Source organism: Streptomyces sp. NBC_00466 (genome assembly GCF_041433995.1).
Taxonomy (GTDB): Bacteria; Actinomycetota; Actinomycetes; order Streptomycetales; family Streptomycetaceae; genus Streptomyces.
The window spans coordinates 1,068,025-1,092,674 of the sequence record NZ_CP107896.1 but is presented as its reverse complement, the minus strand read 5'-3'; the positions used below and the strand labels follow the sequence as shown (position 1 = coordinate 1,092,674).

Annotated in this window: 27 protein-coding genes; 10 read left to right on the top strand and 17 right to left on the bottom strand. The window is 67.8% G+C overall.

Translation table 11 applies throughout. The features are described 5' to 3' along the window. Positions 1-14: 14 nt before the first annotated feature. The 5 genes from OG210_RS04755 (at position 15) to OG210_RS04735 (ending at position 4,963) form a co-directional block, all read left to right on the top strand. Positions 15-815 carry an inositol monophosphatase gene (locus OG210_RS04755; RefSeq protein ID WP_328332135.1) on the top strand — a complete coding sequence of 267 codons (801 nt, stop codon included), beginning with the start codon at positions 15-17 and terminating at the stop codon, positions 813-815. After that, complete coding sequence (locus OG210_RS04750) at positions 808-1,959, top strand: DegT/DnrJ/EryC1/StrS family aminotransferase (RefSeq protein ID WP_328332137.1); 1,152 nt, start codon at positions 808-810, stop codon at positions 1,957-1,959. The genes OG210_RS04755 and OG210_RS04750 overlap by 8 nt, the downstream gene beginning before the upstream one ends. Beyond that, the gene (locus tag OG210_RS04745; protein WP_371535038.1) at positions 1,956-2,960 is read left to right on the top strand and encodes a Gfo/Idh/MocA family protein; all 1,005 of its coding nucleotides are present in this window, start codon (positions 1,956-1,958) and stop codon (positions 2,958-2,960) included. The genes OG210_RS04750 and OG210_RS04745 overlap by 4 nt, the downstream gene beginning before the upstream one ends. 214 nt (positions 2,961-3,174) lie before the next feature. Further along, positions 3,175-3,960 carry a nucleotidyltransferase domain-containing protein gene (locus tag OG210_RS04740; protein ID WP_328332141.1) on the top strand — a complete coding sequence of 262 codons (786 nt, stop codon included), beginning with the start codon at positions 3,175-3,177 and terminating at the stop codon, positions 3,958-3,960. Positions 3,961-4,042: 82 nt separating this feature from the next. Beyond that, a complete protein-coding gene (locus tag OG210_RS04735) occupies positions 4,043-4,963 on the top strand; it encodes a helix-turn-helix domain-containing protein (protein ID WP_328332143.1) in 921 nt (306 codons plus the stop codon). Between the two features lie 96 nt (positions 4,964-5,059). On the opposite strand, the gene OG210_RS04730 is transcribed toward OG210_RS04735, so the two are convergent. After that, positions 5,060-5,776, bottom strand: coding sequence for an HAD family hydrolase (locus OG210_RS04730; RefSeq protein WP_328332145.1), 717 nt, complete (start codon positions 5,774-5,776; stop codon positions 5,060-5,062). Beyond that, complete coding sequence (locus OG210_RS04725; protein WP_371535037.1) at positions 5,773-7,053, bottom strand: CynX/NimT family MFS transporter; 1,281 nt, start codon at positions 7,051-7,053, stop codon at positions 5,773-5,775. Before OG210_RS04725 ends, OG210_RS04730 begins: the two co-directional genes overlap by 4 nt. 38 nt (positions 7,054-7,091) lie before the next feature. On the opposite strand from OG210_RS04725, the gene OG210_RS04720 reads away from it, so the two are divergent. Then, entirely contained in the window at positions 7,092-8,033 is a 942-nt protein-coding gene (locus tag OG210_RS04720; RefSeq protein WP_328332149.1) for a PfkB family carbohydrate kinase, read from the top strand. On the opposite strand, the gene OG210_RS04715 is transcribed toward OG210_RS04720, so the two are convergent. The 15 genes from OG210_RS04715 to OG210_RS04645 all read right to left on the bottom strand — a co-directional run bounded on the left by OG210_RS04715 (position 7,981) and on the right by OG210_RS04645 (position 19,990). Then, the gene (locus OG210_RS04715; protein ID WP_328332150.1) at positions 7,981-8,487 is read right to left on the bottom strand and encodes an NUDIX domain-containing protein; all 507 of its coding nucleotides are present in this window, start codon (positions 8,485-8,487) and stop codon (positions 7,981-7,983) included. The two genes, OG210_RS04720 and OG210_RS04715, sit on opposite strands and share 53 nt — an antisense overlap. 67 nt (positions 8,488-8,554) lie before the next feature. Beyond that, a complete protein-coding gene (locus OG210_RS04710) occupies positions 8,555-9,820 on the bottom strand; it encodes a UbiD family decarboxylase (RefSeq protein ID WP_371535036.1) in 1,266 nt (421 codons plus the stop codon). After that, positions 9,817-10,395 carry a phosphoribosyltransferase family protein gene (locus OG210_RS04705; RefSeq protein ID WP_328332154.1) on the bottom strand — a complete coding sequence of 193 codons (579 nt, stop codon included), beginning with the start codon at positions 10,393-10,395 and terminating at the stop codon, positions 9,817-9,819. The genes OG210_RS04710 and OG210_RS04705 overlap by 4 nt, the downstream gene beginning before the upstream one ends. Next, the gene (locus OG210_RS04700) at positions 10,392-11,549 is read right to left on the bottom strand and encodes an IMP dehydrogenase (protein WP_328332156.1); all 1,158 of its coding nucleotides are present in this window, start codon (positions 11,547-11,549) and stop codon (positions 10,392-10,394) included. Before OG210_RS04700 ends, OG210_RS04705 begins: the two co-directional genes overlap by 4 nt. 17 nt (positions 11,550-11,566) lie before the next feature. Continuing rightward, positions 11,567-12,169 (bottom strand): GTP cyclohydrolase I FolE, encoded by a 603-nt coding sequence (folE, locus tag OG210_RS04695; RefSeq protein WP_328332158.1) that lies wholly within the window; start codon positions 12,167-12,169, stop codon positions 11,567-11,569. Further along, entirely contained in the window at positions 12,169-12,792 is a 624-nt protein-coding gene (locus OG210_RS04690) for a 7-carboxy-7-deazaguanine synthase QueE (RefSeq protein WP_371540167.1), read from the bottom strand. Before OG210_RS04690 ends, folE begins: the two co-directional genes overlap by 1 nt. 196 nt (positions 12,793-12,988) lie before the next feature. Then, positions 12,989-13,366 carry a 6-carboxytetrahydropterin synthase gene (locus tag OG210_RS04685; RefSeq protein WP_328332160.1) on the bottom strand — a complete coding sequence of 126 codons (378 nt, stop codon included), beginning with the start codon at positions 13,364-13,366 and terminating at the stop codon, positions 12,989-12,991. A 176-nt stretch (positions 13,367-13,542) separates the two neighbouring features. Next, positions 13,543-14,136 carry a pyridoxamine 5'-phosphate oxidase family protein gene (locus OG210_RS04680; protein WP_328332162.1) on the bottom strand — a complete coding sequence of 198 codons (594 nt, stop codon included), beginning with the start codon at positions 14,134-14,136 and terminating at the stop codon, positions 13,543-13,545. Further along, positions 14,133-14,894 (bottom strand): SDR family NAD(P)-dependent oxidoreductase, encoded by a 762-nt coding sequence (locus OG210_RS04675; RefSeq protein WP_328332164.1) that lies wholly within the window; start codon positions 14,892-14,894, stop codon positions 14,133-14,135. The genes OG210_RS04680 and OG210_RS04675 overlap by 4 nt, the downstream gene beginning before the upstream one ends. Beyond that, positions 14,891-15,916: a Gfo/Idh/MocA family oxidoreductase gene (locus OG210_RS04670; RefSeq protein WP_328332165.1), complete on the bottom strand. Its 1,026-nt coding sequence runs from the start codon at positions 15,914-15,916 to the stop codon at positions 14,891-14,893. The genes OG210_RS04675 and OG210_RS04670 overlap by 4 nt, the downstream gene beginning before the upstream one ends. Beyond that, positions 15,917-16,699: a hypothetical protein gene (locus OG210_RS04665; protein ID WP_328332166.1), complete on the bottom strand. Its 783-nt coding sequence runs from the start codon at positions 16,697-16,699 to the stop codon at positions 15,917-15,919. A 60-nt stretch (positions 16,700-16,759) separates the two neighbouring features. Beyond that, positions 16,760-17,989 (bottom strand): hypothetical protein, encoded by a 1,230-nt coding sequence (locus OG210_RS04660; protein WP_328332168.1) that lies wholly within the window; start codon positions 17,987-17,989, stop codon positions 16,760-16,762. Beyond that, entirely contained in the window at positions 17,986-18,609 is a 624-nt protein-coding gene (locus tag OG210_RS04655; protein ID WP_328332169.1) for a class I SAM-dependent methyltransferase, read from the bottom strand. The genes OG210_RS04660 and OG210_RS04655 overlap by 4 nt, the downstream gene beginning before the upstream one ends. Before the next feature lie 8 nt (positions 18,610-18,617). Then, positions 18,618-19,328 (bottom strand): dTMP kinase, encoded by a 711-nt coding sequence (locus OG210_RS04650; RefSeq protein ID WP_371535035.1) that lies wholly within the window; start codon positions 19,326-19,328, stop codon positions 18,618-18,620. After that, positions 19,316-19,990 (bottom strand): HAD family hydrolase, encoded by a 675-nt coding sequence (locus tag OG210_RS04645; protein ID WP_328332171.1) that lies wholly within the window; start codon positions 19,988-19,990, stop codon positions 19,316-19,318. Before OG210_RS04645 ends, OG210_RS04650 begins: the two co-directional genes overlap by 13 nt. A gap of 338 nt (positions 19,991-20,328) precedes the next feature. Between OG210_RS04645 and OG210_RS04640 the strand changes: the two genes are divergently transcribed. Genes OG210_RS04640 through OG210_RS04625 form a run of 4 tightly spaced genes read left to right on the top strand, consistent with a single transcriptional unit; the run spans position 20,329 to position 24,650 of the window. Beyond that, on the top strand, positions 20,329-21,501 hold the full coding sequence (locus OG210_RS04640) for a hypothetical protein (protein WP_328332173.1): 1,173 nt from the start codon (positions 20,329-20,331) through the stop codon (positions 21,499-21,501). Next, on the top strand, positions 21,498-22,331 hold the full coding sequence (locus OG210_RS04635; RefSeq protein ID WP_371535034.1) for a hypothetical protein: 834 nt from the start codon (positions 21,498-21,500) through the stop codon (positions 22,329-22,331). The genes OG210_RS04640 and OG210_RS04635 overlap by 4 nt, the downstream gene beginning before the upstream one ends. 4 nt (positions 22,332-22,335) lie before the next feature. Next, positions 22,336-23,310 (top strand): hypothetical protein, encoded by a 975-nt coding sequence (locus OG210_RS04630; RefSeq protein ID WP_328332177.1) that lies wholly within the window; start codon positions 22,336-22,338, stop codon positions 23,308-23,310. Next, positions 23,307-24,650, top strand: coding sequence for an aminotransferase class III-fold pyridoxal phosphate-dependent enzyme (locus tag OG210_RS04625; RefSeq protein WP_371535033.1), 1,344 nt, complete (start codon positions 23,307-23,309; stop codon positions 24,648-24,650). The genes OG210_RS04630 and OG210_RS04625 overlap by 4 nt, the downstream gene beginning before the upstream one ends.

Here is a 24,650-nt window from a genome sequence, read left to right as displayed (position 1 = left end):
TGGAGCGTTCCTGAATGACATATCTGTCCTTTCTGGAGTCCCTGCTCCACGATGCAGGCCAACTCGCCATGACCTTTCCGCGACATATGCCACAACGCATAAAAGATGCAGATGTGAATCAGGTGGTGACGCCGGCGGACATGGTTATCGGAAGCCGGATGAAGCGTCGGATACGTCAAAAATTTCCATACGACAGCGTCATTGACGAGGAGTCGAGCCCGGTACGAGGGACGTCGCCCGTCACGTGGGTCATCGATCCGATCGACGGAACCTCCAACTTCGCTGCGGGAAGCCCGTTGTTCGGTGTCATGGTGGGGATCCTCGAGCACGGGAAGCCGGTGGCCGGCGGGGTGGCTCTGCCTGCATTTTCCGAAATATATGTCGCAGAAGACGGGGAGGGAGCCCATAAGAATGGAAACAGACTGCAGATCAAGGAGGAAGGTGATCTGGCACAGCAGTTGGTCGCTTATGGAATTGATATCTATCCGTCTGAGATAGCACTTGACTACCGCATTTTTACTGGTATCGGACTCTGTTGCAGGGGTATCCGCATGAGCAACAGCATATTTGACTGCATGATGGTGGCCAATGGCTCATACGGTGGATTCATGACTCGCCACAACCGGATCTGGGACTGTGTCGCCGCGCAGGTGATCGTTGAAGAAGCCGGTGGAGTGTTCTCTGCCATGGACGGCAGCGCGCTTGACTTCACGGATCCGCTGGAAAAGACGGCGGACAACTTCTCCATGCTGGCCTCAGGGCCCAGTTTCCATGACGCTATAACAGGTATAACTCGACAGCATCTTCTTGACTGAAACCATCAGCTCAGACCTTCATCATTCACTTAGGGGAGAGTATCCATTGATCCCGCTGGTTTCTGTTGATGTGCAGGATGCGGAGCCTCTGGTTCTGGAAGTCCTGCGGTCCGGACAAATAACCCAGGGGCCCATGGTGGAGCGGCTGGAGCAGGCTGTCGCCAAGGTGACCGGCGTCGAGCAGGCAGTGGCAGTCAACAGCGGGACGGCAGCACTGACCCTCAGCCTGGCGGCTCTGGATCTGAGGCCGGGAGACGAGGTGGTCACTTCTCCGTTCACGTTCGTAGCCACCCTGAACGCCATCCTGGCCAGTGGCGCCACGGCGGTATTCGCGGATATTCGCCCTGACGATTTCAATATTGATCCGGCATTGATTGAAGATCGACTGAGCGAGCGGACGAAGGTGCTGCTGCCTGTCAGCATGTACGGCCAGACGGCGGATATGGCGGAAATAGAGACGCTGGCGACCGGGCGCGGGCTCGCGGTCGTGGAAGATTCGGCTCAGTCCTTGGGCGCGAGTCTCAACGGCCGATCAGCGGGAAGTTTCGGCGTGGGTTGCTTCTCGTTGTACGCGACCAAGAACGTGACCGCAGGTGAAGGCGGTGTCATCACGACGGACAACAGGAATCTTGCCGAGCGTGTTCGCCTGCTCCGTAACCAGGGCATGCGCAGCCGCTATGACTACTCCTGCGCTGGTGGCAATTATCGGCTCTCCGATGTCCACGCGGCAATCGGGCTTTCGCAGATCGCCCATCTCCGGACGTTCTCCAAACGGAGAAGATATAATGCGCAGAAGCTTTCCGAAGGGCTCGAAGGGATAGAGGGTCTTGTGCTTCCCCGGACTTTGGACGGGCGTAGCCATGTATGGCATCAATACACGGTTCGTATCACTGGTGACGCCTCCTGTACGCGAGACGAGCTGGCATCCGAGTTGACTGTCCGAGGCGTCGCTTCGGGTATTCATTATCCCCGGCCGGTGTTCGACTACGCGTGCTACAAGGACCATCCACAGGTAAGGGCAGCGGAAGTTCCCGTCGCATCGAGGATCACGTCGGAGGTTCTCTCCCTTCCGGTGCATCCTCGGCTGACGGATGCGGACCTGGATTCCATCATTGCCGAGACCCGAGCGGCTCTCCTCTCATGACAGGGCCCGCCCTGCCCCGCATCCTTCTCGTCGGGGCCGGGGTGATGGGGAGCCACCACAGCAGGGTCATTGCTGAGAGCGCCCGCTGCGATCTGGTATCCGTGGTGGACCCGACGGAGGACCGTGGGCGTAAATTGGCCAGGCGTTTCGGGGCGCGTTGGATGCCCAAGGTCGAGAGTTTGGCCGGCGTGGACGCTGTTGTTGTCGCTTCGTCGACCGACCAGCATCGGAGCATCGCTCTTGACGTACTGGCTGAGGGCATCCCGTTGTTCGTGGAAAAGCCCTTGTGCGCGAGTCTGGTCGAAAGCCGGGAGATTGTTGATACCGCGCTGAGCAGCGGTGTGCCACTCATGTGCGGGTTCATCGAGAGATTCAACCCCGCAGTGCTTGAGGCTCTGTCGCGTGTGAAATCTCCGAGTGCTGTGCGGACGCGCCGGCTCTCGAGTTACTCCCGGCGCATGCACGCGGGTGTCTCCTGGGACCTGCTGGTTCATGACGTTGACATTGCTATTCGCCTCCTCCACGACAGATCGCCAAAAATCATAAACGCCTGCACGGGGCGCTACAGTGGCGAAGGCAGAAGTGGAGAGGACACCGTGGCTGCCCTGTTGCAGTTTTCGGAGTCCCGGACCGCAGCTCTGTCGGCAAGCCGGGTTTCAGCTCAGCGTGTCCGGCAACTGGTCATATCGGACGAGGGCAGGAGTATTGTGGCAGATCTCCTGAACCCGTCTGTCACTATTTACTCCGGGCCGGACTGTGTTCCCTCCTGCCCTGCGGATGAATCCAGTTCCGCCCACGAAATCCTGGAACGAATAGAGTGCTCCGATCGCGGTGAGCCCCTGGCCGCCCAGTGCAGTAAGTTCGTGGATCTCATAGAGGGTAAAGCGGATGCATCCGCGGAGGCTCTGTCCATCCTGCCGAGCCATGAAATGATCGCCGCAATACTCGATTCCGCGGAGGCGTCGGCCGGAGAAACAGCTCCGGAACAGATCCTCCGGTAGCAGTGGTGGAGTGCAAGAGCCCGGGAGACCGGGACATCACGGGCGCAACCCGTGCAAGAGAGGCAGTGCCTGTCTTATCTCCTACGGAGGGCTGCAGGGTGACGAAGCGGGGAGATTCGTCACCTGCCGAATCATTGTGCGTCCATCTGCTGGCCTCGTTACTCTCGTCTCCTTTCCTGAGCAGCGGTATTTCTACGGTCCTGGGAGGTTGCTGATGCAGATAGATATCGGGCAGATACTGGAAACTCTGCGTGGTCGGCAGTTGGTTCCTGATACATGCCAAGCAGCTTTTGTGGTCGGGTCGGCCGCCCGGGGCTGGGGCAACAAGAAGAGTGACATCGACATCTATGTGGTCAGTACTGCCCCGTGGTCCGGAGCGGACAGTATCGGGGTCTCGGTGCCCCTTCGGCCCCCTGTGGTTCAGTGGCACACGTTCTACGCCGACAACCGCGGCTGTGATCTCGCCTACTGGCTGGACGATCAGGTCGACCAGATGATCGCCAAGGTCTCCTGGGCCGAGTTCGACCAAGTGCGGGCATCGTCCGGGGATGCCCTCGTGTGGCGGGAAGAGATATTTCTCGAACGAGTGATGACGTGCCTCCCGCTCTTCGGCGCTGACTGGGTGGCGCGCCGTCGTGCCGAGATCGACGCTTCGGCCTTCCGGTCCATCCTGGTCACCCGATCGCTCGGCCAAGCGGACAGGGCCGTCGAGGACACTCTCGGGCAGCTGGAGGACGGAGACCTGAACAGTGCCGTGCTCTCGGCCCGGATCGTTCTCGGCCACACCGTCGACGCGCTGCTGGAGGAGCGTGGACAGTACGGAAGCAGTATTCCGAAGTGGCGGACACGCCGGTTCCTGGCGGCCGACCCTGCGACGCTGTCTTTCGCTCAGTACTGGGACCTTGAGACCATGAGGGAGTTCGACCCCGGCGACCCGTCGAAATGGATCAATGAGGTTCTCACACTGTGTCAGGACTTGTCACTCAAGATAGAGGTCTGACCGACGTCATGAGCGGCCCGACCGTGATCGCTGCTCCGCCCTGTCGGCTCGATGCGTCGTGTGACTCCGCGGCGGTGGCCGCATGATCCGGCTACGCCTCGATGAGCTGACGCTCGGGCGGGTACGCATCGCGATCAGTCCGCTGTGGGAGGCCATCTCCAGCTTGGCGTTGATCACGCGGTACCGCAGCGAGACTCCCTATCCCTATGCGAAATGGGCTGCGACGGCGGTGCGCCGGGTGCCACCGGCGCTGCGGCGGGAGTTGGCCACCACGGTGCGGACGCAGTGGGTGAGCCCGTCGTCGCCGTCCTCTCTCGCCCCGATCCCGCAGGAGCCGTCGCCGGCCATCGAGGACGAACTGCTGGCTCTGCGAGCGGCCGGCCACGACAGGTTCGCGCAGCTCATGAGCGACTACTGGAATATCGCGGTCGCACCCTGCTGGCCCGACATGCGCGGGGTGCTGGAAGAGGAAATCCTCGTACGCGGCCGCACTCTGGTGACCTGGGGTGCCGACAAGATGCTCCAGGACCTGGGGGGCCGGATCCGCTGGGAACATCCAGACCTGAGCGTGCCGCACCACGCCGACCTGGACTGCCCGATGACGGATGGGCGCTTGATCATCGTCGCCGTCCTGTTCGCTCGCGGCACGCGGGTGTTCGCCACGTTCGATGACACGGTCGCCTTCTCCTACCAGGCGCAGGGCGCCGCCGTGCTCGGTGGCCATACGACGACCCACAGGGGCAAGCCGGTCGACGACGTGATCCCGCGGGACAATCTGACGATCCTGCTCGGGCGCGGCAGGGCGGCTGTCCTGCGCGCCCTGCTGTCACCGACCACCACCACGGGACTGGCCAGTTGCATCGGTCTGGCACCCAGCACCGTGTCACAACACCTGGCCGTACTCTCCTCGGCGGGCCTGGTCCGGCGCCATCGTGTGGGCATCCGTGTGCTGTACCAGTTGGAGGACTCGGGTCTCGCCCTGCTCGCCGAGCTGGGCAGCTGAACTGCCCCGGCCATGGGGCGGCAGGCGGTCGGCGTACGGGCAGGGAGCCACACAGCGGCACAGGCTCGATCGGATCCGCCCGGCACTCGGCGGCGTTCACCCGCCTACTCCATTCCACCCGTCCACCACGGTGACCACGTCCTGCAGGGTCCCGATCACCGCATCAGGAACCGCTGCGTATGCTCCCAATTCGTCGTCCGGAATGCTGCTGTGCGGGAGAAGGATGGTTCTCATTCCGGCCTGCTGAGCCCCATACACATCCTCGAAAGCCCGGTCCCCGACGAAGGCGCATGCGGCCGCCGATGAGGCGCCGAGCGCCGACATGGCCGCTGCGAAGATCGCGGGGTGTGGTTTGGTCCAGGGCACCTCGCTGGAGTAGACGGCGGCGTCGATGTAACTCAGCACCCGGTCACGTTCGAAGATCTCGTCGTGCCAGTGAGCGGGCCACAGGGTGTTGGACAGCACGCCGAGACCCATGCCGCGTTCGCGCAACCCGGCCAGCAGCTTCAGGGTGCGGGGGTCGGCGACGGTGTGCGCCTCCCAGGATCGCCGGTACGCCGCCAGGGCTCGTGGTTGCGCCTCCACTCCGGCCAGCCGGAAGACATCGTCGAGCCGGGCCGAGCACTGGGTTTCCCGGCACCGGGTCATCAGCTCCCGCTCCGCCCGCAGCAGACGCGCGCCCACATCGCGCTCCGCCCCGGACCCCACGCCGTCCAGGGCGGCCGCGGTGTCCTGCCAGATGCCTGGCAGGTCCACGGTGTGCCACGGGGTGATGGTCCCCGCCCAGTCGAAGATCACGTATTCGATGGTCATGCCACCACCGTCTCAGTCACGCCGGCGTCCGCCGGCTGTCGTACGGCAATCTGCAACAGCACCAACCCGAGCACGCACACGCACAGCAGACAGGGGCCTACCGCCCACCAGCCGTCCACCGCGGTCACGGTGAGCCCCACCAGAGGTGGCGTGGCCAGCGCCCCGATGCTGCCGAACTGGGCCACCAGGCCATTGGCGGCGCCGAGATCGGCCGTCGTCCGCACGGCCACCGGGATGGCCGCGAACACCGTGGCCACGACGAGCTCATTGGCGAGGGCGATCACGAATGCGCTGCCCACCGAGACACCGAGGCCGCCTGCTCCGGCGAAGGCGGCGAAGGCCCCGCCCGGCATCAAGAGGGTCACGAGGAAGAGGTACTTGACCCCGGCGCCGCGCACCAGCAGCCAGCTCGCGAGGAAACCGCCGCCCACCCCGGCCAGGGACACGATGCCGGTGAGGGTCCCGGCGGACTCGGTGGAGACGCCGAACTCCTCGTGCAAATAGGTCGGGTAGAGGGTGACGCAGGCGACGATCGACCCGCTGATCGTGGCGAATCCCGCGCCCATCGTGGCTGGGCGGGCCAGCCGTCTCACCCGCGCCGCACGGTCCTGACGCCCCTGCTGCCCGGCGCTCGCGGTGCTCTGAGCACGCACGGAAGTCAACCGTGTCGTGGCCGCCGCGACGACCAGCGTTCCCGCCGCGGCCGCCGTCAGCCAGCCCCGCCAGTCCAGCCACGCGGACATCACCCCGCCCGCGAAGGAGCCGAGCGCCAGGCCCACCGGCATGAACGTCCCCCAGATCGCCAGCGCGCCGGTCAGCCGCCGTCCGTCGCCCAGGGCGAAAAGCAGCACCGGGGCCACGATGACGACGACGACATAGCCGACGCCCTCGACCAGCCGCCCGCCGAGCAACGCGCCGAAGCTGTCGGCCCGCGCGCAGAAAAGTCCCGCCAGGCCCATCACCACGAGCCCGGCGACCAGCATGCGGCGCGGCGGCAGCGGGCGGACCAGATAGCTGATGAACAGTCCGAGAGCTGCGGCGACCGCGGTCACCAGAGAGGTGAGCAGGGCGACTTGAGTCAGGGAAAGAGAAAGGTCCTCGCGCAACGCCAGGGATATGGGCGTCATTTTCCCCATGCTTGTGGCGGCGAAGACACCGGCCAGATAAATTAGACAGAAATTCCGCCTGAACGCGCGCGATTCACGCCTCTCCGTGAGTTCTTCCGATGCCGTCCTCCCTTCTTTGCCGCGCACGGTGAATTCGGTCTTCTCTGCCATCAAGCCCTTCCTCGCTCCTTGATCCAGGGGGTCGTCCTGTGGACTGCGACGTGCTGGTGCTCGGCTCGCTCGTGATGGACCGCAAGTACTTCGCCGCAGGCGGGCTCGGCCCGGCGGACACGGTGTGGGGCGTGCAGCGGCACCCTGGCGGGGTCGGCCGCAACATCGCCGTCAACACCGCTCGTCTCGGCGCCCGTACGGTCTTCGCGGGGCTCTCCGGCTCCGGGCCTGACGCCGCGGTCCTGGAGGCGGAGCTGACGGATCTCGGCATACGGCTCCACGTGCTGCGCACCACGGACGGGATCGGCACGTTCGACGTCCTGCTCGACGAGAGGGGACGGCAGATCACCTCCCGCATCGAGCTGCCCGACCCGGCCGGCGGCAGGACCCTCGCGGGGCCGCACCTCGCCGGCACCATCGCGGCGGCGCAGGCCGTGGTCGCCGAGGGCGGGCTGGACGGTGATCTGCTCACCTGGGTGTCGCGGAGAGCGAGGAAGCACGCGGTCCCGATGGTGTGTCTGCCGACCCGGCAGCGGGACTTGGGACCGCGCACCCGGCTGCTGCCGTTGTACGACGTGCTGGTGCTCAACGCCCGCGAGGCGCAGGCGCTCACCGGGCAGCCGGGCAGCGCCGTCGAGCAGGCGCGCCGGCTGCTCGGGCTGGGCCTCCGGCTGGTCGTGGTGACCGCGGGTGCGGACGGCGCCGCCGTGGCCTCGGCCGGCCGGCCGACGCCGCTGGCACTGCCCGCCGAGGCCGGTCCCTGCAACGACGACACGGGGGCCGGGGACGCACTGGCTTCCGCCTTCGTGACCCACCTCGTACGCGGTGCGCGTCCCGGGGCGGCCCTGGCACTGGGGCTGCGCGCGGCCCGCCGGACGATCGGGTGCCCGCAGAGCACCTGTCGCAGCCTGGCGACGGACCCGGTGCTCACGGCGCGCCGCACCGGACCGTGGACGCCACCCGGTGCGCGTGCATGGTGATGCCGTCCGCGGCCAGCGCGCGGGCGATGGTCTCCTCTCCGTACGAGGCCAGCCCGGCGTCGGTGAGGATCTGGAGGTCCGTGGAGTGCATGTCGATCTCGTCGACGCGGGCCTGCCGGATCGCACCGACGTTGTCGCCGTCGAAGCCCGGCGGGGACGTGTACTCGCCGTCGGCCAGGAAGGCGAACATCAGCAGGTGGTAGTCGCCCTGCTGCCAGGTGCCGGTGAACTCGTAGACGGCGAAGAGCGAGCAGGACCGCACGGCGATGCCGGTCTCCTCACGTGCCTCCCGCATCGCCGTGACATCGGCCGGCTCGCCGGGCTCGATACCGCCCCCGGGCAGCAGCCAGCTGCCCGCGTACGGTCCCTTGAGCTGGTGGATGAAGGTCACGGTGCGGTCCGGCCCGGGGACCACCAGCAGGGCCGCGGGCAACGCTCGCGCGAATCGGTCCATCGTTGTGCAGTCCTCGCTCGGTGCGGTGCGGTGCGGTGCGGTGCGGTTGCGTTGTCCGGGAGCGGTGTCAGTACTCGGTCGGCCACCCGTCCGGCGGGATCACCAGGGCGAGCCCGATCCGTTCACCCGCTTCCCGGCCCTTGCGATAGTAGCGCTCGGTCCGCGTGGTGAATCCGTAAGTGGCCAGTGCCTGGCCCGGGTTGGCAAGATCCGGTCCGCAGATGACCACCTTCGAGCGCACGTCGAACGCCATCGCCTCACGCACCAGTTCCTGGCCCGGTTCGTCCGACTCGATGTACGCGACGAATTCGCCCCGTGCTCTGAGCGAGTAGCGCACGGACCTGACCGGATACCCGAGGCCCCGCAGATGGGCGTACATCAGGTACTCGTTCTGGAAGCTCATCAGCGTCAGGCCCGACTCGGCGCCCGCCACGATCGTCGGCCAGGCCGCGCCGGGAGTGGCGCAGACGCCAGTGACGGTGAGCACGTTGCTGCGCCTGGCCTCGGCGTAGTAGCCCTTGAACTCCCCGAACGGGCCCTCGGGCGCGTCACGTTGCTCGACGAATCCGGTGATGACGTGGGTGGCGTCGTCGGGTGCGGGCGGGGTGCCGCGCACGCCGGCCGGGCGGCCCAGCAGGCGCGCCGCGATCTCGTAGTCGTCGCCCTCGGCGGGCAGCCGCGAGGCGGCCACCACGGTCAGTGCCGGGTCGGCGCCCAGGAAGATGGAGATCGGCATCGGCCGGCCGGTCTCGTGCCAGGCGAGCAGGTTGCGGTGCCCGTCGGTGCGCGGGTCGAGGAAGATCCGCGCTTCGTCGGGGCCGACCACCTGGGCGCGGTAGAAGCCCAGGTTGACGCCGCCGCCGTCGGGGCGCGTGGTCACGCCGATGCCCGCGGTGATGTACGGGCCTGCGTCGGACGGGCGGTGCTGGAGGATGGGCAGGTCGTCGAGGAGACCGGGTGACTCCCGCCGCGCGGCGGCCGGCCGGGCGGCGGCGTCCGGCGCCGGTACCGGACCGGCGAGCCGGCGCGACATCTCCTCGAGGTGCTTCTCCTCGGTGGTGGTCAGCGCGGCCAGGAGCACGGCCCTCGGGTACGGGTGGCACAGCACCCGTGCCCCCGGACGCCCGGCGATGTCGGTGAACACCACCGTCGGCCGGGCGCCGTGCTCCTTCTCGATCCCGGCGAGTGTCCGCGCCACCTCCACCCGGCCGCTGATCCGTGACTCGTACGTGTAGAGGCTGACGGCGTCGTAGCAGGAGGGCAGGCCGAGAGCGGCGGCGTCCGCCGCCCGGGTCAGCCCGCTGCCGGGGAAGCCGCCACCGTCGCGGGTCACCGGCGCGACCGTGCCGCTGCCGGGAACGGGCGGCAGTCAGCGGTGGACTCGCGAGCCGTCTCCCAGGGGAAGACGATCCAGTCGTCGACCACGGCCGGACAGTGGTCGGGGACGTATCCGCTGCGGTGGTTGCGCACGACCGCGGCGAATCGCACGTCCGCACGCGGGATGTCCGCGTCGGCCAGGAACCGGGTCACCGCCTCGGCGGTCGCGCCCGTGCCCACGATGTCGTCGACGACCAGCACCTTGTCGCCCGCCCTGAGGCCGAGCGGCGCCGATGTGTCCACGACCGGCCGCTGTTTGGCGGCGTACCGGCTGTCGTCGGCCGTGCGTCGCACCCGGATGGTGTGCATCACGGGTACGTCCAGCGCACACGTCAGATACCCGGCCGCCGAGAGTCCGCCGCGCGCCACGGCCAGCACGGCGTCCGGGCTGAAACCGGAGCCCCGTACCTCGTCGGCGATGTCCTCCACCAACTGCCCGAAGGTCACCATGTCGAGGAGGTAGGGGCCCTGCCGGGTCCACATCCCTGGCTGTTCGCCCGCCGCGGTGCCCTGCTGGGGGAGGGTGCTCATCCCGTCACCGCCTTCGCGACGTGGTCCACGTCGATCTGCGGGGAGCGCTCACGGGCGTGGGGCACGTTCTCCGCGCGGCCCGCGCCGGTGACCCGGACGAACTCGGCCCGTGCGCGGAAACTCTCCAGGTCGCGTGCGCCGGAATAGCTCATCGCGGACTGCACACCGCCGACGAGCTGACGCAGTGTCCTCGTCAACGGGCCCGAAGCGGGGAAGGTCGCCTCGACTCCCTCGGGGACGTAGTCGTCGATCTCTTCGCGGGTGACCTTGCCGCCCGTGGCCCTGCGCAGAGTGAGCTTCATACCGAGCGAGACGAAACCATTGCTGACCCGGTAGTGGCGGCCGTCCCGTTCCACCGGAGTGGCTTCGCTCTCATCCGCGCCGGCGAGGGCGGAGCCCAGCATCACGGCGTGTGCCCCGGCCGCGAGTGCCTTGGCGATGTCACCGGACTGACGGATGCCGCCGTCGGCGATGATCGTCGCCCCGGCCGCTTCGGCCGCGGCGGCACAGTCCATGATGGCGGTCAGCTGCGGGACTCCGGTACCCGCCACCAGCCGCGTGGTGCACACGCCGCCCGGCCCGATGCCGACCTTCACCGCCTGTGCGCCGGCGGCCGCCAGATCGCGTACGCCCTCAGCTGTGGCCACGTTTCCCGCGATGAGCGGTGTGTCGGGATAGGAGGAGCGCAGCTCCTTCACGGTGTCGATGACCTGGTCACTGTGGCCGTGTGCGACGTCCACCAGCAGGATGTCCACGCCGTGCGCGACCAGTTCGCCCGCGCGCTCACGCCAGTCGCCGGTGACGCCGACGGCCGCTCCGGTGAGCAGTCGTCCGTTGGCGGCGACGGTGGCCCCTTCGGCCTGCTCACCCGCGACCGTGACGGCCTTCACCGCATCCAGCTGGGCGACTTGCTGTTCGGCGGTCTGCATCCGGTGCAGGATGCCGAGGCCACCCTGGAGCGCCATGGCCGATGCCATGCGGTCACCGGTGCACCACTGGGTGTTGGCCGAGACGACGGGCACCCGCAGGGTCACGCCCGGAAGAAGGCCGCTGGTGGGGTCGGCCTGGCGGCGGCTGGTCAGCGAGGTGCGCTGGGGAACGAACAGGACGTCATCGAAGCTGAGCCCGGTCCGGATGGATTCGGTTGTCCGCATGTGTCGCTCTTCCCCCTTCAGTAGCGGCCGTCGGACGTGAGCGCGATCAGCTCGCTCCGCAGGGCACTGTCCTGGAGCGCACCGCGCCAGACAGCAGTGGTCATGGTGGCGGGCGTGCGGATACCGCGCATCGCCATGCACAGGTGTTCGCCACGGCCGATGACCGCTACGTCGGGTGAGCCGGTCAGCCGCTCGATGTCATCCGCGATCTGCTGCGACAGTTGTTCCTGCGACTGCAGCTTGTGGGCGTGCTGATGTGCCACCCGGGCGAACTTGCTCAGACCGAGGATCTTGTTCTGGGGGAGGTAGCCGATGGTGAACCGGCAGGAGAACGGGAGCAGGTGGTGTTCGCAGAGCGACCAGACGCTGATCCCGGAGACGGCGACCAGACTGCCGCTCGCGGTGGTCTCGAAGAGCGTGTCGACGGACCCTGTCTCGTACCGGGTGAATTCGCGCCACCACCTCGCGTAGCGGGCGGGCGTCTCCTGTAAGCCGTCGCGGTCCGGATCCTCGCCTATGGCCAGAAGCAGCTGACGGGCGATCGCCTCCAGAGGGTCCTTCTCCTTGGCTGCGCTCAGCACATCCAAGTCGTCGTCGATTAGTTCCACGCTGCTGGTCATCAGACACCCCGCTTGCTTCCCCACACGTTGACGTGCAGTCGTCCCGACAGATTCCATTTGCGCGCGATCACATCGTCGGCCAGGGTGCGCAGGCCCCGGTCTATCTCCTCGGGAGACTGGCCCCGGGGCATGATCCAGACGTTCCGCAGGCCGAACCTCTCCACCAGTTCCCCGACCTCCGCGAGGTCGGCCCGGTCGCCGCACACGAACTTGAATGCCACATCCGGTAGTTGGCTGAAACGCTGTAGTGCCTCTGGCACGATGCGCCGTTCCTCGGCGACCCCGGAGTGGGCCAGCTTCGGCGACACGTTGAATCGCGCGCCGGCCGCCACCAGGGCGTCCCGCGGCGTCACGGTGCCGTTGGTCTCGAACTCGACCTGTACCTGATGTGCCGTCAGCGCACTCACCACAGGCAGGACCCGGTCCTGCTGGCTGAGCGGCTCGCCGCCCGAGATGACGATCAGTTCCACACCGAAGGCGAGCAGCCGCTCGGTGACGTCGGCGACGGAGCTGGTGTGCAGCTCGTCCGCCGCCCGGTAGGCGATGCCCGTGTCCGATTCGCCTTTCCAGTCCCATGTGTACGGCGTGTCGCACCAGCGGCACGTGAGATTGCAGCCCCCCAGCCGCAGGAAGGCACACGACCGTCCCGTAGAAGGTCCTTCGCCCTGAACGGCGCTAGGTGGGTCCGAAGATCTCGTTGACCACGAGTTTCGGAACCGCCATGTTCACCACCTCCTTGAGCCCGACCGGGCTTGTCGATTCGGTGTTCCCTCGGAACCCTTTGCGGAGTTCACCCTCGAACTCCGTCGTCGTTCGTGGTCAGGCCGCCGGCCCGGCCGGCCGGTACACCGCCCAGGTCCGCGGCGTCTCCGAGACCCGCACGGCGGTCAGCTCCGGGAAGTCCGGCACCCACATCCGGTAGATCCACATGGCGATGTGCTCCGCCGACGGGTTGACGTCGGGCACGATGTCGTTCAGATGCCGGTGGTCGACGGTTTCGTCGAGCCACTTCTTGAAGGCGTTCAGCTCGCCGTAGTCCCGCACGAAGCCCGTTGGGGTCAACTGCTCTGCGGAGGCGCTCAGTTCGAGCTTGACGATGTAATTGTGGCCGTGCATCCTGCCGCACTGGTGGCCAGGCGGGAGACCTGCCAGCTGGTGGCTGGCGGAGAAATGGAATTCCTTGGTTATGGAAAGCATGGTCGAGGCCCTCTTCCCTGTTCGGCTCACATGGTGGCGAGTGCTCGCAGACTCTGGCCGAGTGCTCGCATCGGAACTGCTTCACGCGGTGCTTGTGGAGGCCGCCGGCCGGGGGGTGACCCACGGGTACGCCGACAGCCAGGAGCGCCAGTGCATTGCCACCGGGCGCCCAGCGGTCACTGAGTCCGGTGGGCGGCTGGTCTTTTCGGCAGAGGGGGATCGGATTGGATTCGTTTGATCTCCTCGATGTTCCACAGACCGCCGAAGCGGCCGGCCCGGCCGCAGTGGTAGTAGGCCTCCTGCACGTGGACGAGCGTTCCCCAGCTGAGCTCGTCCTGGCCGGTGTCGCCCAGCGCCAGCTCCGACCAGCGGGGATCGTTGTTGGCGATCGGCTCCGCCCTGCCATTGACCCTGGCGGTCTCCGGCATCCCGGGCAGGAGGAAGAGCAGTCCGAGCCCGCTGTTCTCCCTGAGATTGCACAGCGTCTGGTGGAGCCGGTTGCCGGGCTTCTCGGGTATGAACAGGGTGCGTTCGTCCAGCATCCGCACGAATCCGGGCGCCCCGCCCCGCGGGGACGCGTCGCAGTTGCCCTGCCCGTCGGACGTGGCCAGCACCACGTAGGGCGACAGCGCGATGAACCGCTGCAGCCACTCGTGGAGCACCGGTGACAGCTTGTTGCGCACCCGGTCGAGCGGCGGACCGGAACGCGCGGTCACGAGTGTGTGCACCACCACGCCGGCAGGTGCCGGGCTGGACACTCCCTCGCTCATGGCACCATCACCGCCCCTCCGTTGACGCCGATGGTCTGCCCAGTGATATAGCTCGCGGCGTCCGAGACCAGGAACGCGACGGTGTCCGCCACGTCCTGGGGCTGGGCCACCCGGCCCAGGGGGATCTCGCGCCCCTTGCTCGCGAAGCCGTCCGCGTCGAGGCCCGGCTGGGCGGTCTCGGTCACACCCGGCGCGACCGAGTTCACCGTGACTCCCCGCCCGCCCCACGCGCGCGCCAACGACTTGCTCATCGCCACCAGACCGGCCTTGCTCGCGGCGTAGTGGACGCCGCGGGGCGAGCCCGTGAACGCCGCTGTCGAAGCCACGTTGACGATGCGCCCGTGGCGCCGCGTGACCATCCTGGCCGCAGCCTCCTGGGCGCAGAAGAAGGCCCCCTTGAGATTGGTGCCGAGGACCAGGTCCCACGTCTCCTCGTCGAGTTCCAGCGCGTCGGACCGGGGGAAGACCCCCGCGTTGTTGACCAGAACATCCAGGTGCGTCCATCTGCGGTCGAGCCGGGAGAACAGGTCGCGGACCTGCTCACGGTCGCTGACGTCCGCTTCCAGGACGAAGCAGCCCTCGGGCGACCCCTCCTGGTCGCACTCCTCCACGGTCCGTGCGGGCGATCCCACCGGGAGCCGGTTCACCGCGACGTGCGCTCCGAGGCCCGCGAGGGTCGTCGCCACCGCCCTGCCGATGCCGGTGCCCCCTCCTGTGACCAGGGCCGTCCTCCCGGCCAGTGGCAATGGTGTGTTCATGGCCGCTCCTCCACCTGGCGCCGCACCTCGTCCAGGACGCGGTAGACGTCCAGGCAGGAGGACAACGGCGATGTGCTGGAGCGGCCGTGGACGACAGAATCGTGGAAGGAGGCGAGCTCCGTGCTGTACCCGGTGCGCCCGTAACCGCCGCGCCGGCTGGGCCAGTCGTGGCGCAGGGTCTCCTTGCCGTCCAGGGCACCGGTCCCCGGGGTGCCGGAGGGGCGCGTGAGGGTCAGCGTGTTGTGCTGGTCCAGAACGCCGACGGCACTCTCGTCCGTGACGAACTCGCAGCGGTACTCAAGGCGGTTGGAGAAGTTGCCGATCAGCAGCGCGGCCGTCCGTCCATCGGAGTAGGAGAGGAGGATACGGATCGCGCACCGCCGATCGTCGATGACCGTCCGGTGAGCGCTCACCCCGTCCGGCGGCCCCAACTCCCGCAGCGCCATGTCGACGACGTGGGTGCCGAGCCCCTGCAGCAGGCTCTGTACGACCGTCGCACAGCCCCAGACCGGACTGGTCGGTTTCGACGAGACCATGCGGACGTCGACGGCGCGCAGGCATCCGTGACGGCCTACGGCCTCGCGCAGAGCGCGGTACGAGTTCCCGTAGGGAAAGTTGAACCCCACGAACGCGATGGTGCCGGCGGGAGCGTTCCGTTCGCTGACGATCAGCTTCTCCAGAGCCTCGGTATCCGGAGCCGGGGGCTTCTCGACGAAGACGCTCACCCCGTGCGCCAGGGCGTGATCCACCACTTCGGCGTGCAGGGCCGGCGAGGCGGCGACGATCAGGGCGTCGACCTCACCGTGCGCGGCGAGTTCCCTCCAGTCGTCGGTGCAGCCCGCGGCGTTCCAGCGCCGCGCGGCCGACGCCGCGGCTTCGAGACTGCGCGCTGCCACGGCCGCCAACCGCGCTCCAGCGAGCCCGGACAGCGCGGGCAGCAGATTCTCCTGGGCGTGTTTCCCAGGGCCGATGAGCCCGTAACGCAGGGGAGCGGCTCCGGGCGCGGGCGGGTGCAGGGGCATTCAGATGAGCCCGATTTCCTGGAGCTTCTCGCACCAGTAGTGGTACTTCTCCTTGGTCATCTGCCGCTCCGCGCGCCGCTCCGACGACTCACGGTCCTCACCGACCCGCCAGAACATCGTGCCGACCCCGGCCGTGTCGGGCTCGATCTCGGACAGCTCACCGCTGCCGCCCGCACCGTCCGCCCGCTGCCGGACTGCCTCCTCCCGGCCACGGGCCTCCTTGAACATCACAGGGGCCCGCTCCTTGACGGGGTTGCCGCGCAGTACGAGGGAGATGGTTCCCAGCTCGGTGAACGGCGTGGAGTGCAGGGCGCTGTGGTGGATGGTGAAGCAGTCACCCGCCCGGTCCTCGTGCAGCATCACCGGGTGGACGTCGTCCGGCAGCGTGTTCTCGTCAAAACCGCCCCGGGCCACGTAGTTGCGGTGCAGATAGGTGCCGCGAAGGACGAGGTTGGTGAACGAGAAGCGGTGGGAGTGGGCCAGCTGCTGCTGGTAGTCGGTGGACATCCGGAGCCTGATGCGCAGCCCCTTCTCGACGTCGTCCCAGAGAACGATCTTGTCCTCGACGACGTCCTCCTCGCATTTCGCCCACAGATAGGGGTCGTGCTCGACGGCGAACAGCAGCCGGCGGAACAGGGCCTTGTCCTCGGCGAACCTGCGGATCAGGGGTTGCGTCAGCGCGGCCACGGCCGGCAGGTCGTCCCAGTCGATCTTGTCAATGCCCTCGAACAGTTCCACCCGGGTGTTGCTGACGTGGACCCGGTCGGCGGTTTCCATGGTCATGTGGCGTCTCCTTCTGTCTCGGACCCGGTGCGTACGGTGTGGCGGCGCCGCCCGCGGGCGTCAGATGACTCCCAGGCGCTCGAGACGCTCACGGATCTGGCGGTAGGCGTCCAGGCCCATGGACTTCTCCCGGCGCCGCTCCTCCGGTTCGTCCTGCCGCCCGAACCGCCACCAGAGGATGCCTTCGGCCTTGTCCATGATCACGGAGCGGTCCTTCTCGACCGGGCCGCGCGCGAAGAGGGACACCGTGTCCGGTGTCGTGAACGTCGTGTGGATGGCGCTGTGGTGGAGGGTGTAGCAGCTGCCCGGGCTCTCCCAGCGGGTGAGGTGCGGCGTCAGCCGGTCCAGGTCCACCTTCCCGCGCGGGTCGGGCTTGTGCCGGCTGAGGTACTGCCGCGCTGCCGGGTCGGGACCTTCGTAGAGCTCGCCTTCCATGTGGTACCACGTGTGCGTGTAACCGCCCGTGAGGATCCGGCTGGAGAAGGAGAACCTGTGGTCGTGCGGGCGGTCGAAGTGATCGTCGGTGTGGATGTGCAGCCGCAGCCGGAAGCCCCTGTCGAGCGCGTCGTACAGGACGATGTAGTCCAGGAGCTGGTGGCGTTCGCACATGGCCAGCAGTTCCGGCTTGCGCTCGACGTCGTACACCAGCTTGCGCAGCGTCTCCTTGTCGCCGGAGACCCGCTGCACGAGATCGCGAGTGCTCTCGCCGGCCGCCTCGAAGTCGTCCCAGTCGACGGTGAGCTGGTCCATGTAGTCGATCATCGTGGTGCCTCCTCGTGCGGACGGGGCATGGGGGGTGGCGGCGTGGAGGACAGTGCGTGCGTCCGCGGCGCCGATCACCGCGAGGGCGTTCGCGCAGGCATCCCGCATCCGCTGAGCCTCCGCTGCGCCGGCGCCGCCCGGCTCCCAGTGGGCGTGCGGCGCGCTCGTGCGGTTCACGGCACGCCGCAGGGCCGGCACGGCGACAGGTGAGGCGATCGCGGTCAGGGCGGTGACGACATCCTGGTTGGAGATCTCCAGGCACTGCCGGTCCAGGATGTCCGCCAGCGGCTCGGCGCAGCACTCCAGGGGCTGTGCGATGCAGACGGCCACGAGCGCCTCGATGGCATCCCAGTCCTGCCGGACCAGCGAGGTCCGCAGAGTGCGCGCGAGGTACCCGCCGGCCACGGCCGACGAGGAGCAGACATCGATCAGCTCCGCCACCGTCCGCCGCCCGGCGATGGCATCGGTGAGGGCGTCGGCGAGCACATCGAGGTTGGAAGTACCCAGGACATCGCGGGTCGGGCTCACGCTTCTCTCCTCAGTACACCGACGCCGGGCCATGCGGCGGTGTTCTTGTAGACCACGGCGCAGGTGTCGGCGTATTCGGCCGCGAACGCGTCGAACACTTCGCTCAGGCGGTTGTCTTCGAACAGCGACAGGTCATCGACGACCATGTGGCCTCCCGGTTTCAGGAGGGGAAAGGCGTTACGGAGGTCCGTGGCGCAGATGGACCGCCGGTGGCTTCCGTCGACGCCGATGAGATCGAACATCTCGGTGAGCGTCGGGACCGTCACGGTCGACGATCCGTCGAGCCAGGTGGTCTTGCCGGTGAAGCCGCGCTCGGCGAGCACGGTGGCGGCGGAGTCCTGATGGGCACGCTTCTTCTCGTTGACCGTGAAGAAGTCGCACAGGACGAGTCGGTCCAATTCCCGGCTCGCTTCGAGTACGACACTCAGCGAACCGCCCTCCTTCACCCCGATCTCCAGATACGACCGGGGCTGTGCGGCGCGTGCGACACGTCGTAGCGCCATGCGGTAGTAGGGGGAGTCCAGCTTCTTGAACGGCAGTCCGGGCTTCTGATAGGCGAGCGGCGCGCGGGGATCCTGAGCGCCGATCGCGGCGATCTCGTCGTCGATTCCTTCGAACATCTTTCTGGCTAACCCTCCGTGGCTGGTCGGGAAGACGGATGGTTCGAGGCAAGGGCCGGGCCGGCCCACCGCGCTCGGACCTCACTGACGACGGCGTCCGCGGTCTCCTGGGGGGATTCGTCCGGGCCGGGAGACAGGACAAGCCAGGCGCGGGCCCGTGCCATGCGCAGAAGGTGATTCCGGACGACGGACTGGTAGGCGTGGAACGATTCGCGGGCCGGCCCGTGAAAGCCGTCCCAGCGGCCGAGTTCGGTGTCCTTGAACGCTTCGCGCCGCCGCCAGGCGAGCTCCGGCGCCGTGTCGAGAAGAACGGTCAGAGCCGGTTCCGGAACAGGCGCGAACAGCGACTCGACCCACGACGGATCGACGGGTTCACGGATCAAGGTCTTGGCGATGTTGCGGTAGTACCAGCCGTCCATGACCGTCACGCCCGGGTGCTCGGGCGCCAGATCGGGGCGCAGCCGCGCCAGCCCCGCGTACCAGGAGGCGATCAGCAGAATCCAGTGGGAGGCGCCGAAGGTATCGCCCGCGGATTCGGGCGACGCCCAGATGAGATCCCTGAGGCGGGCGGCCCGCGCGCCGGTTTCGGCGTCGGCCACTCCGATTTCGGTTTTGCCGCCCACCTGTGTGCTCGCCGCTTCCTCGTTCAGATCTCGTGCGACGAGCCGCGCGACGGTGGATTTGCCGCTGCCGTCGATGCCTTCCATCACGATGAACATGCGATGTCCTTGCTGCCGGCACCGCTGAGCGTGTCCTGCAATTCGGCCATGGAGTCGAAAACCCGGTGTGCTCTGCGCAGAAGACTGCGCGGTGTCAGCCCGGCGAATGCGTATACAGTCATCCCCGCTTCTCTGGCCGCTGTCACTCCGCTGATGCTGTCCTCGACAACGAGACAGCGGCGGGGTTCCACTCCGTAACTGCGTGCTGCGAAAAGGAAAAGGTCGGGGGCCGGCTTGGCCCGCGGCACCATATCGGCACTGAAGATCCGGCCCTCCACTCGTGGGAGCAGTCCAGCATTTTTCAGGGACACCGAAACCCGCTCGGCGGTGTCGTTGGAGGCGACGCAGTAGGGGACGCCCGCACGGTCCAGCCCGTCAAGCACCTCCGGGACACCCTCGACGACCGGGAGACCATCCGCGAAGGCGTCGAAGAGCCGGCCGTGGAACTCCGCCAGGAAGCCGGGAGGCACGGTCCGGCCGGTACGGCGCCGTACGGTCGTCTCCACATCCCGGAAGGACTTGCCGAGATAGTGCTCGACCGCTTCCTCGAAGGTGGTCGGAGTCACCCGGAGTGTCAACAGCTCGGCCAGCAGCCGGTTCCCCACCCGCTCGCTGTCCACGAGCACACCACTGTTATCGAAGATAACCAGCTCATACTGCACGATTACTCCTGCGTCGACGGCCCGGAGATGTGACCGGATGCTGTCGAACCTGGCTCGGCAGTCTTCTCGCAGACAATGAATCCGGTCAGCACTTTTCTACAGCCGTGCGGGCCGTTTACGCCCGGCCAGGCCGTGCATGTCCGCCACATGAAAAGAATCTCGTCCTGCCTTCCATGCGGCGGAAGTTGTGCGCCGAATCAGCCTGGTGACCCTTATCAGCAGGGAGGCTCCCTGCTAGGTTCGCAGTTCAAAATTCCCGGCCAATACATTCAGCGTGAATCGGAATGCTGGTACGAAAGGCCGGAACGGAGAGTAACGAGGGGCCGAGTATGGGGAACGTGTCTGAATCGGATGAGCCTTTCACGCCTCTGCTCCCGGTCGAGGTCCATTGCCATGGGTTCGCAGGGGTGGACTTCTCCGAGATATCCCGGATCGACTTGGAACAGCTGGAGCGGGTATGCGCGCTCGAAGGAGTGCTTGCCATTCCCACGCTCTACCTCCACCACAGCCGGCTGGGCGATTTCGAGGAGTTCATGCGGCGCTACGACGCGATGCGCCGCGCGGGACGCGTCCCGCATGTGGTGGGCATCGCCCTGGAGGGGCCGCTGCTGGCCAGCCGCGGCGGCACCCCGGCCTCCACGGTCTGGGCTCCCACCCGGCCCGAATGGGAATCCCTGGCCCGCCTCGGTGACCTGGGACTGCGCTACATGGTCCTGTCTCCGGACGCCTTCACTCCGGGGTCGGACTTCCACGGGCAGATCCACGCCCGCCACCCCGGCTTCGACTGGATCGTCCCGATGCTGCTCAGCCACGGGGTCCGCCCGGCGCTCGGACACTTCACCCGGGACGACCCGGCCCACAGCGCCGAACTGGTCACGGAGATCGTCGACATGGCGTGGGACTCCGAGTGGAACGGGCACGGAGCCCGCGTCGTCACCGACCACCTTTTCAACGACATGCCTTTGACGATCCGTCATGCCTTCCGCACATCGAGGGCCCGGGAAGCCCGCGAGGCAACCCTGCGCTCCTACGACCTGCCCGGCTGGACGCTCGACGCGATGGACGAGATCGCCGGACCCGTGCCGGCCGCCATCATGCGCGAGGCCGCCGCAGGACGCATCGCCGCGTGCATCAACTTCGACGGTGAGCACGTCGACCTGGCCATCGCGAGCCGGGCCGTCGCCCTGATGGGCATGGACCACTCGATGATGATGACCGACCGCTGCGACTCGGCGCGCCTGGGAGGCCAGGACCTGGCTCAGGGCAAGGAGAACGGACTCTGGTACCAGGCCGGCGGCGTCGTCGCGGCAGGTTCCCAGCCGCTCGCCCAGCAGATGCGCAACGCCATGGACTGGGAGATCACCGGACCGAAGCTGTGGGACCTTTCGGCCGGAACCGCGCACCGGTCCTTCGGGTTCACCGCTCCGGATGCCGAGGAAATGCCGGACGGCATGCTGGCCGCCACGCGGTCCGGCTGGAGCTTCCTGGAGGCCGCGGGGGGCTCACGTTGAGCCGCACGGCCGCGTCGCCGGCCGTGCTGGGCCGCCTGTCCTCCTCGGGGCCGCTGCGCATCGGCGTCCTCGTGTCGGCGACGGGAGCCAACCTCCGTACCCTGATCGCACTGCAGCAGGCGGAGCCCGATCACTTCCAGGTCTGCCTGATCGCCTCGCACGGGAGCACGTCCGCGGCCCTCGGGGTGGGAGCCGAGTACGGCATCGAGTCATGGGCCGGGGACTTCGACGCGCGGTGCGGACGAGCGTCCGAAGCGCGTGACGAGGCCGGCAGGACCGCATACCGCGACCGGGCGCGCCACTGGCACGACCAGCTGGACTCGCGCATCGCTGCCTGGGAGGAGGACGAGGGCCCCCTCGACCTCGTGGTGCTCGCCTACCACCGGTGGGTCGAGGGCAACCTGCTCAGCCGCTACGACGGGCGCATGATCAACCAGCATCCGGGCGACCTCGCCGTGCTGGACGACGAGGGCCGCCGCGTGCTCATCGGGAACGACCCGGTCCGCAGGGCCATTGAGCTCGGCCACAGCTCCACGAGGACATCCTGCTTCCTCGTGGACTCCACCTACGACGGTGGAGCTGTCCTCTGCCAGGGGCCCGCCGTCCCCCTGCCGCCAGGCACGGAGCCAGGCCAGGCAGCTGCCCACGAACTGACCCAGAAGCGGCTCAGCGACAGACCCTGCCTCGAATGGGCCGTTCGTGCCTTCGGGGCCGGTTCCCTTCAGCTGTCGGACGAGCGGCATCGTGACGGCAGCCGGATCGTCGTTGTCGACGGCACTCCCATGCCGCTGGGCGGAATGAAGTTGCCGGCGAAGCCCGAGGGGGAGTGAGGCCGTGCTGCGCAGTGTGATCGGCGACCACGCGTTGGACGCGCTGACGAAGAATCCCGCCAAACGTGAGGCCTACCGTTATGACCCCTATATGCGGGAGGGGCTGGGTTCCCTCGCTGCGGCGGGCCTGAGCCCTTCCGGGCTGCGCGAGGGCGGGCCGCTGCACCGCCACACATTCGTCGTCCTCAAACCGGATGCCGTGGCGGGCCGGCGCTGCCGTCTGGTGCTGGACACCCTCAGGTCGGAGGGATGGCATCCAGTGGCCGCCACTCCGGTGCGCTTCACCCCGCTCCTGACCCGCGAACTCTGGCGCTACCAGTTCAACGCCGCATCCGAGCAGCGAATCGCCGTGGTCGACCACCTTCTCGGCTCAGGCCGCAGCCTTCTCCTGCTGCTGGAGGACCTCGACCGTCCTGACTGGCTGCCCGCCAGCGCCCGCCTCACCACGGCCAAGGGATCGGCGGAGCCACGCGCGGCACGCACGGTCGATCTGCGCACCCGCATCGGCCGGGTGAACGGTCTGTTCAACTTCATGCACACGGCGGACGAACCCGCCGACGTGGTACGTGAACTCCAGCTGTTCTCGTACGAGACGGGCTGGGCATGGTGTTCCGACGCGCTGCTCGCGGCCGAGGCCGACACCACGCGTCGGAGGGAGGCCGCCGACGTGGTCACGCAGCGGCTGCTGGACGAACTCGAAGCGGCCACCCCGGCCCACGACCTCGATGTCGCCCACAGCCTGCGACGCCTCTCCGGCCTGGACGGGCCATGGGGTGACTGTGCCCGTACCCGGCCCTCTCCGTCCCAGGTCGGTGCGTGGCTCGATGTCCTGTCCACGGCCGACTTGCCCGACCCTTCTGGCCGTTGGGATGTTCTGACTGTGCTGACCAGCTGGATCGAATGCAACGAACCGGGGATCTCACCACTCATCCCCACCGCTTCGGCAGAGTCCTGGCGCAACGAGGTGATGTACACATGACGAGCGACACCACCACCGAAGGCCAGGTACCGGACGCTGCCGGTGCGGGCAATCTCATCTACCGCGCCCGGCACGTGCCGCGCTTCGTCCGCTCGAACGGCAGCCACCTCGTGGCTGCCGACGGGCGCCGTTACCTCGACGCCGAGGCGGCCAACGGCACCGTCGCCCTCGGGTACGACGCCACCATCCTGGCGGACGCGCTGGCCCACTGCCAGGACATGCCGGCCCTCCCGTCCTTCTGCGAATCCGAACTGCGTCTCGACCTCATCGGCCGGCTGGAACGGCTCTTCAGCGATGTCACAGGGCAGCCCGGCCGCATCGAGCTGGATCTCGGCGGCGCGCAGGGCATGGAGACCGCGCTGCGCATCGCCTTCAGCGCCAACGGCCCGGGGACGGTGGTCGTCTTCGAGGGGGCGTTCCACGGCAGATCGGGCGTCACCAGCATGCTCAGCTCGAGTCCCCGCTACCGCGAACTCCTCGCCGCCTGGGGCCTCGAGGTCGTTCGCCTGCCCACACCCGACTGCGGCCGGTGCCCGCACGCCGTACCGCAACAGGCCGGCTGTACCCCGGGCTGCGTCGCCTCCGTCACCCGGTGGGGCTCCGAAATGACCGGCGTGGGCGGGGCCGGATTCGGGCGGAGAGTCAGCGCGTTCGTCTTCGAGGCGGTGCAGAACGTCGGCGGCATGGTGGAGCCGGACCACGCGCTCCTGAGAGCGGCCGTGGACCACGCCCGCCGCAACGGCGCCGTGGTGATCGCCGACGAGATCTTCTCCGGTATGCACCGCACCGGGCCCCGCTGGGGTTTCGAGCGGGCCGGTGTGACCCCCGATGTCGTGGTCGCCAGCAAGGCCCTCACCAACGGCGCGGCCGCGCTGAGCGCCATCTGGGCACGCGAGCCGCTGGCCGCCCCCTCGTCCTATCGGCCCGGCAGCCACTCCTCGACGTACATCGGCATCCCGCACGCTCTGGGGGTCGCACGGGCGGTGCTCGACCGCTGGGACAAGTGGACCACCGCCGAACGGGACGTGGGTGTCCTGGGGGACAGGCTGGCTCAGCGCCTGGGCCAGCTTCGATCGGCCCACTCCGGGCTCGTCCGTGACCACGCGGTGTTCGGGGGAGCTGCCCGGCTGGTGCTCACCGGTGACCACGCGGCCGGACTGAGACACCTCTGCCTGACCGCCGATCCCCGGATCGGACTGATCGTGGCATCGACCGGCATGGCCCCCGACGTGATCAACATCCATCCCCCTCTGGTCGTCACCGACCAGGATCTCGACACCATGACGGAGGTACTGGACCGGGCGCTTCACATACTCGCCCGTACGGCGGAGGAGACATGA

Bases quoted from the DNA above. Each gene is read 5' to 3' on its own strand.
- OG210_RS04730 (WP_328332145.1), bottom strand. From the start codon at position 5,776: ATGACCATCGAATACGTGATCTTCGACTGGGCGGGGACCATCACCCCG.
- OG210_RS04740 (WP_328332141.1), top strand. From the start codon at position 3,175: ATGCAGATAGATATCGGGCAGATACTGGAAACTCTGCGTGGTCGGCAG.
- OG210_RS04655 (WP_328332169.1), bottom strand. From the start codon at position 18,609: ATGTTCGAAGGAATCGACGACGAGATCGCCGCGATCGGCGCTCAGGAT.
- OG210_RS04725 (WP_371535037.1), bottom strand. From the start codon at position 7,053: ATGGCAGAGAAGACCGAATTCACCGTGCGCGGCAAAGAAGGGAGGACG.
- OG210_RS04680 (WP_328332162.1), bottom strand. From the start codon at position 14,136: ATGAGCGAGGGAGTGTCCAGCCCGGCACCTGCCGGCGTGGTGGTGCAC.
- OG210_RS04675 (WP_328332164.1), bottom strand. From the start codon at position 14,894: ATGAACACACCATTGCCACTGGCCGGGAGGACGGCCCTGGTCACAGGA.
- OG210_RS04625 (WP_371535033.1), top strand. From the start codon at position 23,307: ATGACGAGCGACACCACCACCGAAGGCCAGGTACCGGACGCTGCCGGT.
- OG210_RS04715 (WP_328332150.1), bottom strand. From the start codon at position 8,487: ATGGACCGATTCGCGCGAGCGTTGCCCGCGGCCCTGCTGGTGGTCCCC.
- OG210_RS04745 (WP_371535038.1), top strand. From the start codon at position 1,956: ATGACAGGGCCCGCCCTGCCCCGCATCCTTCTCGTCGGGGCCGGGGTG.
- folE (WP_328332158.1), bottom strand. From the start codon at position 12,169: ATGACCAGCAGCGTGGAACTAATCGACGACGACTTGGATGTGCTGAGC.
- OG210_RS04685 (WP_328332160.1), bottom strand. From the start codon at position 13,366: ATGCTTTCCATAACCAAGGAATTCCATTTCTCCGCCAGCCACCAGCTG.
- OG210_RS04705 (WP_328332154.1), bottom strand. From the start codon at position 10,395: ATGAGCACCCTCCCCCAGCAGGGCACCGCGGCGGGCGAACAGCCAGGG.
- OG210_RS04650 (WP_371535035.1), bottom strand. From the start codon at position 19,328: ATGTTCATCGTGATGGAAGGCATCGACGGCAGCGGCAAATCCACCGTC.
- OG210_RS04665 (WP_328332166.1), bottom strand. From the start codon at position 16,699: ATGACCATGGAAACCGCCGACCGGGTCCACGTCAGCAACACCCGGGTG.
- OG210_RS04735 (WP_328332143.1), top strand. From the start codon at position 4,043: ATGATCCGGCTACGCCTCGATGAGCTGACGCTCGGGCGGGTACGCATC.
- OG210_RS04700 (WP_328332156.1), bottom strand. From the start codon at position 11,549: ATGCGGACAACCGAATCCATCCGGACCGGGCTCAGCTTCGATGACGTC.
- OG210_RS04670 (WP_328332165.1), bottom strand. From the start codon at position 15,916: ATGCCCCTGCACCCGCCCGCGCCCGGAGCCGCTCCCCTGCGTTACGGG.
- OG210_RS04755 (WP_328332135.1), top strand. From the start codon at position 15: ATGACATATCTGTCCTTTCTGGAGTCCCTGCTCCACGATGCAGGCCAA.